The sequence below is a fragment of the Parasphingorhabdus sp. genome (assembly GCF_036963705.1).
In the GTDB taxonomy this organism is placed as follows: Bacteria; Pseudomonadota; Alphaproteobacteria; order Sphingomonadales; family Sphingomonadaceae; genus Parasphingorhabdus.
Map to the genome: position 1 here is coordinate 1 of NZ_JBALUT010000107.1, position 6,037 is coordinate 6,037.

The 6,037-nt window shown below is 54.6% G+C and carries 4 protein-coding genes and 1 pseudogene; 4 read left to right on the top strand and 1 reads right to left on the bottom strand.

What is annotated here, in order from left to right; genetic code table 11:
• The first annotated feature begins 24 nt into the window (after nt 1-24).
• Together V7680_RS14675 and V7680_RS14680 are read left to right on the top strand one after the other, a co-directional pair.
• Nucleotides 25-2,487 (top strand): TonB-dependent receptor, encoded by a 2,463-nt coding sequence (locus V7680_RS14675; RefSeq protein ID WP_335654010.1) that lies wholly within the window; start codon nt 25-27, stop codon nt 2,485-2,487.
• Between the two features lie 165 nt (nt 2,488-2,652).
• Entirely contained in the window at nt 2,653-3,654 is a 1,002-nt protein-coding gene (locus V7680_RS14680) for an SDR family NAD(P)-dependent oxidoreductase (RefSeq protein WP_335654011.1), read from the top strand.
• 9 nt (nt 3,655-3,663) lie between these two features.
• Here V7680_RS14680 and V7680_RS14685 read toward each other — a convergent pair whose 3' ends face one another.
• The gene (locus V7680_RS14685; protein ID WP_335654012.1) at nt 3,664-4,230 is read right to left on the bottom strand and encodes an NADPH-dependent FMN reductase; all 567 of its coding nucleotides are present in this window, start codon (nt 4,228-4,230) and stop codon (nt 3,664-3,666) included.
• 142 nt (nt 4,231-4,372) lie between these two features.
• Here V7680_RS14685 and V7680_RS14690 point away from each other — a divergent pair, with 142 nt between their 5' ends.
• Together V7680_RS14690 and V7680_RS14695 are read left to right on the top strand one after the other, a co-directional pair.
• Entirely contained in the window at nt 4,373-5,533 is a 1,161-nt protein-coding gene (locus tag V7680_RS14690) for an acyl-CoA dehydrogenase family protein (protein ID WP_335654013.1), read from the top strand.
• A gap of 141 nt (nt 5,534-5,674) precedes the next feature.
• Nucleotides 5,675-6,037 (top strand): annotated as a pseudogene (locus tag V7680_RS14695) (acetyl-CoA C-acyltransferase); the annotation flags it as partial.

Sequence of the window (6,037 nt, forward strand, 5' to 3'; positions counted from 1 at the left end):
GTCATCATACGGGGAAAATGATCCATGAAAATCAAATATCTTTTGGCGACTAGCGTCGTCAGCCTTTCCACAGCCGGCCTGATGGCGACATCAGCGGCAGCTCAATCGACCGGATCGATCGATTTTGAGAATGACGTTATTGTCGTTAGCGGTTCGCGCGCAACAGACGTCAATGGCGTTGAAATCCCAGACAGCCCGAAGGCGAAACAGGTCCTGAACCAGGATATTATTTCCCGGTCCGGTGCAGGTCAAACGATCCTCGACACGATTAACATTATTCCAGGTGTAAGCTTCCAGAACAATGACCCCTACGGCTCTGCCGGCGGTACGGTGTCTATCCGCGGATTCGGTGGAGACCGGGTGAGCCTGACCTTTGACGGCGTTCCGTTGAACGATTCCGGAAACTACGCAATTTACTCCAACCAGCAATTGTCGCCCGAACTGATCGAACAGGTAAACGTAAACCTCGGCACCACCGATGTGGACAGCCCGACAGCGTCATCGACCGGTGGCACAATCAACTATCGTACCCGCCAGCCATATGAAGATTTCGGTGTTCGGTTCTCTGGTTCGGCTGGCGAATATGGTTTCATGCGCATTTTTGCATCTGTAGACACCGGTGAATTCACTTCCTTTGGCACGAAAGCCTTTTTTGCATTCGAAAAAGCCGATAACGACAATATTTATGGCATCGGCAAAATCGACAAGCAGCAGTATAATGCGCGAATCTACCAACCGATTGGCGATAACGGCGACTTCCTCTCCGTGTCCGGAAATTATAATATCAACCGGAACAATTTCTTTGGTTCGGTTGCTTTGCGCAATGACCTCGCTACACCAGACGGTTTCCCGCAAACCAAAGATGACCGCTTCTATACATTGAGCTGCACAATTGCTGCAGCACGGCCAGGCGTACGTGACACATCGAACCGTTGCGGTAGCGCGTTTGATTATCGTTTCAACCCGTCTGACACCGGCAATATCCGCGGTGCATCCAAATTCACATTGATGGATGGATTGGTCCTGACCGTCGACCCGAGCTATCAGGTTGTCAAAGCCAATGGCGGCGGAACGACCCGCGGCAACGAGCAGGCCCGTAACGGCTTCTTCGGCTATATTGGCGGACGTCCCTATACCGGCACCGACCTGAACGGCGACGGCGATTTGCTCGACGAAGTTGAAATTCATCAGCCAAGTCAGACCAAGACACGTCGGCTAGGTGTGATTTCTTCGCTGCGCTACGATATTGACAGCAGCAACACGGTTCGTCTCGCTTACACATATGATCGTGCGCGCCACCGGCAAACCGGACAGATCGGTTTCCTTAACGCGAATGGTTTCGCGCAAGATGTATTCCCGGTCGACGACCCGTTGTTTGACGTAACGGGAACAGAGATCAACAAACGTGATCGTCTCTCCTATGCAATATTGCATCAGGTGTCCGGCGAATATCGTGGTCAGTTCCTCGACGACGCATTGACAGTGAACCTGGGCGTTCGCGCACCGTTTTTCAAACGTGAGCTCAACCAGTTTTGCTTCACAACCAGCGCGTCCGGTTTTGTTGATTGCCTGGGTCAAAATGATGAACAGAATGCGGCTTATGCTGCCGCAAATCCGGGATTTGCGTTGCCGCAATCACGGACCTACAACTACAATAAGTTGCTTCCAAATGTCGGCGTAGTATTTGATATTACCCAGCAAATCAGCATTTCCGGTAGCTATGCCAAGGGCCTTTCGGTTCCGGGCACGGATCCACTTTATGACTCGCTGTTTTTCGCGGCCAATACTCCGGGCGTTCAACCCGTTCCGGAAACAACAGACTCCTTCGACCTGAACTTGCGTTATAAGTCGAACCGCGTTCAAGCTCAGCTAACCGGCTGGTTCACGAAATATAATGACCGGCTCGCAAGTGCTTATGATCCAGTACTCGACGAAACGGTATTCCGTAACTTGGGCCAAGTTGACAAATACGGCCTGGATGCCAGCATTTCCTATGCTGTGACGGATAGCTTTTCCTTATATGCCTTTGGTTCGCTCAACGAATCAGAAATCAAGGAAAATGTTCAGGTCGATACAGTTGCTGGACTGCCTGTGTTCGCACAAACAGCCGGTAAGCGTGAATCCGGCGCTCCGGTTGCAAGCTTTGGTGGACGTGCCCAATATTCGATTGGCCCTGTCGACCTCGGTGTGCAGGCTAAATGGACGGGCAAACGTTTCGTAAACGACGAAAATGTTGCGGTCTTTAACGGTGCAACTCAGGTCTTCGGAAACGCAGCCCCAGCTTATACGCTCGTCAATCTAGATGCCCGCGTAAATCTCGAGTGGATCGGACTGAACGATAAGACCTACTTCCAGTTCAACGTCTACAACCTGTTCGATGAGCTTTATGTTGGTGGTTTCGGCGGTAACCTGCAGTCGACCCGTGCACCATTCGTCAATATCGGCGCACCACGGACGGTTAGCGGCACCTTCTCGATGGCGTTCTAAGGCCAGCGTTCATGAACAAAAAGACGGCGGGGCTGAAAAGCGCCGCCGTTTTTCTTTGCGCAAGGAATAGCTGCTCCCTCCGGACGGAACGGCCGCTGCAATCGCTTGCAATATCTTTACCGGTTCATGCTAGAGACTATGCTTTCAATATTTCCGGAAAACGCCATGTCTGACACTCAAATCCCTCCCGTTCTCGTCACCGGAGCCGCCGGGTTCATCGGCCATGCCGTCTCGACCCGTCTGATCGAACGCGGTGAACCGGTGATCGGGATTGATAATCTCAATGATTATTATGATCCGGCGCTCAAGGCCGCTCGGCTTGCCAATCTCGAGGCGCTCGACGGTTTCCGCTTTGTCCAGATGGATGTGTCGGATGCCGATGGCGTCCAGGCTCTGGTGCAGACCAAGGGCGTGCAGCGGATCATCCATCTCGCGGCGCAGGCCGGGGTGCGCTATAGTATCGAGAACCCGTTCGCTTATCAGAAGTCCAATCTGCAGGGCCACTTGTCGTTGCTCGAAGCCAGCCGCCATGCCGACAATTTCCAGCATCTCGTCTATGCTTCGTCGAGCTCGGTTTACGGCGACAAGCCGATGGGCGGCGAGGGATTTACCGAAGAAGAACCCGCCACCGATCCGGTATCGCTTTATGCCGCGACCAAGCGCTCGGGCGAATTGATGAGCCAGTCCTACGCGAAACTCTACGGTTTTCCGATGACCGGCCTGCGTTTCTTCACCGTTTACGGACCCTGGGGTCGGCCCGACATGGCCTATTTCGGCTTTACCCAGAAGATTTTGGCGGGCGAATCGATCGAGGTTTACGGTCAGGGCAAGATGGCCCGCGATTTTACCTATATCGATGATATCGTCGACGGCATTTTGGGTGCACTCGACCATCCGCCGGAGCGGCACGGCCATCGCATCCTCAATATTGGTGACAGCCGACCGGTCGGCCTGATGGAGATGATCAAGGCGCTCGAAGATGCGCTGGGCCTTGAAGCGGAAAAGATCATGCGCCCCATGCAACCGGGCGATGTAACATCCACTTATGCCGACGTATCCAAACTCCATGCCCTGACCGGCTATGCGCCCAAGGTGATGCTGGAAGAGGGATTGAAGAAATTCGTCAGCTGGTATCGCGACTTTTACGGCAATCTGCCGCCAGCCTGATTCAACATATTAGCGTGTCTCGGCGCGCTGCATGACTTGCTGGGCAACCATTTCAAGCTGCGTGTTCACACTCGGATCATCGCAAATACCATCGCGGAACATGCCGCCGGATACATTGATACCCACGCCAAGCGGAGTCGGCCAGCCGCGTAGAGAATGTACGATCGAGCGCAGCGCGGCTAGGGTGCTGCCCACCGCTTGCCAGCCATGAGCGGTCACGATGAGGCCGATCGGCAAACCGTCAAGATAGATGCGCTCGTCGCGCGATGTTTCTTCGATATAGTCGATCGCATTTTTGACCAGCCCGGAGACCGTGCCGTGATAGCCCGGGCTCGACAGCAACACGCCGTCCGCGCGCCGGACCAGCGCGACCAGATCCCGGCCGGTTTCGTTGATCCCCGCCGGATCCGCGCGATAATGGGGCAAAGCCATCAGACGTTCAGCGCCAAATAGCTCGGTTTCGGCTCCGGCATCCGCTGCGGCTTGCAAGGATATCGCCAAGGCCTGCTCGGTCGATGAACCGGGACTGGTTGTCCCGCCAAGCCCGAGGATGAAAGGTTTTTTTGTCTGTTCCACCCGGTCGCCATACCGATGATCCGACGGTAATTGCAACGACCTTGTTTCTTAATTGACCGATTAAATTTGATATATTAGAACCGCCTCAAGAATGGCGGGCGTCGAGCACGCTTCCCTCCCCATCAGACGGAAAGATCATCCCATGCGCAAATTTACCGAAGAACAGCATATGTTTCGCGACGCCTATCGTCGCTTTCTCTCAGACGAAGTCGCGCCAAGAATGGACGAATTCCGTGAAGCCGGGATTGTCGACCGGGAAATATTCAAGAAAGCCGGTGATCAGGGCTTCCTGATGGTCTGGCCGGACGAGAAATATGGCGGCATGGGCGACAATGATTTTCGCTATGAACAGATCATCATCGAGGAAACGGCGCGGGCGGGCTGTTCGGAATGGTATAATACCCTCCATAGTCGTCTGGTCGGTCCCTATTTCAAGAATATCGGCAATGAAGAACAGCGCGAACGCTTCCTGCCGAAATGTGTGACCGGCGAGACTATTCTTGCGGTCGCGATGACGGAGTCCGGCGCGGGCAGCGATCTTTCCGGCATGAAGAGCATGGCAAAGGACATGGGTGACCATTGGCTGCTCAACGGATCGAAAACCTATATCTCCAACGGCATCAACGCCGATGTCGTGATCGTCGCAGCCAAGATAGACGGCGTCGATGACAAGCATGCCATGGTCCTGCTGATCGTCGAACGCGGGATGGAAGGTTTCGAACGCGGCCAGAACCTGGAAAAAATCGGGCTTCACGCGCAGGATACAGCCGAGCTGTTCTTCAATGACGTCAAGATACCGAAGGAAAATACGCTGGGCACGCCCGGCAAAGGCTTCATCCATCTGATGGAAGGCCTGGCCGAGGAACGGCTGATCGCGATGGTCGGCTATGCTGCCTCCGCGCGGCGAGCCTTTGACGTGACCCGCGAATTTGTCATGGACCGGGATGTTTTCGGCAAGAAATTGTCAGATATGCAGAATACACAGTTCAGAATGGCCGAAATGGACGCCAAGATCGACATGCTGCAAATCTATGTCGATCATTGCGTCGACATCCACAACCAGGGCGGGCTGACCGCCAATATGGCTGCCAAGGGCAAGATGCTGGGCAGCGAGATCGAGTGGGATATGGCCGATCTCGGCCTGCAGCTGCACGGCGGCGCCGGCTATATGAAGGAATATGAAATCAGCCGGATCTTCACCGACGCCCGGATGAGCCGGATCTATGCTGGGTCTAGCGAGATCATGCGCTACATTATCGGCCGGGATGTGTTCAGCCAGAAATATCAATCCATACTCGATTAGCTTATGGTGCAAACGGGCTAGGGAAAGGCCGAGTCGCGCCCTTCCCTTGGTTGACGTTTACGTAAACTGCTTGACTGTGTTGCACTGCACCATTAGCATTGCGCAACATCCTTCCAATTCTTCCCATGAGAGGAACCCCAAATGACCCAAGCCTTTATCTATGACGCAGTGCGGTCCCCGCGCGGCAAGGGCCGCAACGACGGTGCTCTGCACGAAATCACTGCTCTCGACCTTTCCGCCCAGGTTCTGGCATCGATCAACGATCGCAACGAACTAGAGGGCCACGAAGTGGAAGACATCGCATTCGGTTGCGTTTCCCCAGTGGGCGAACAAGGCGCAGTAATCAGCCGCATGGCTGCTCTGAAGGCCGGCTATGCCGACACGACGTCAGCCATCCAGGTCAACCGCTTCTGCGGTTCCGGTCTCGAAGCGGTGAATATCGCAGCGGGCAAGATCTGTTCCGGCGAAGCCGATCTGGCGATTGGCGGCGGCATCGAATCGATG

What these genes read in the sequence shown, in the direction of transcription:
- V7680_RS14675 (WP_335654010.1), top strand. Translation starts at nt 25, where the DNA reads ATGAAAATCAAATATCTTTTGGCGACTAGCGTCGTCAGCCTTTCCACA.
- V7680_RS14680 (WP_335654011.1), top strand. Translation starts at nt 2,653, where the DNA reads ATGTCTGACACTCAAATCCCTCCCGTTCTCGTCACCGGAGCCGCCGGG.
- V7680_RS14690 (WP_335654013.1), top strand. Translation starts at nt 4,373, where the DNA reads ATGCGCAAATTTACCGAAGAACAGCATATGTTTCGCGACGCCTATCGT.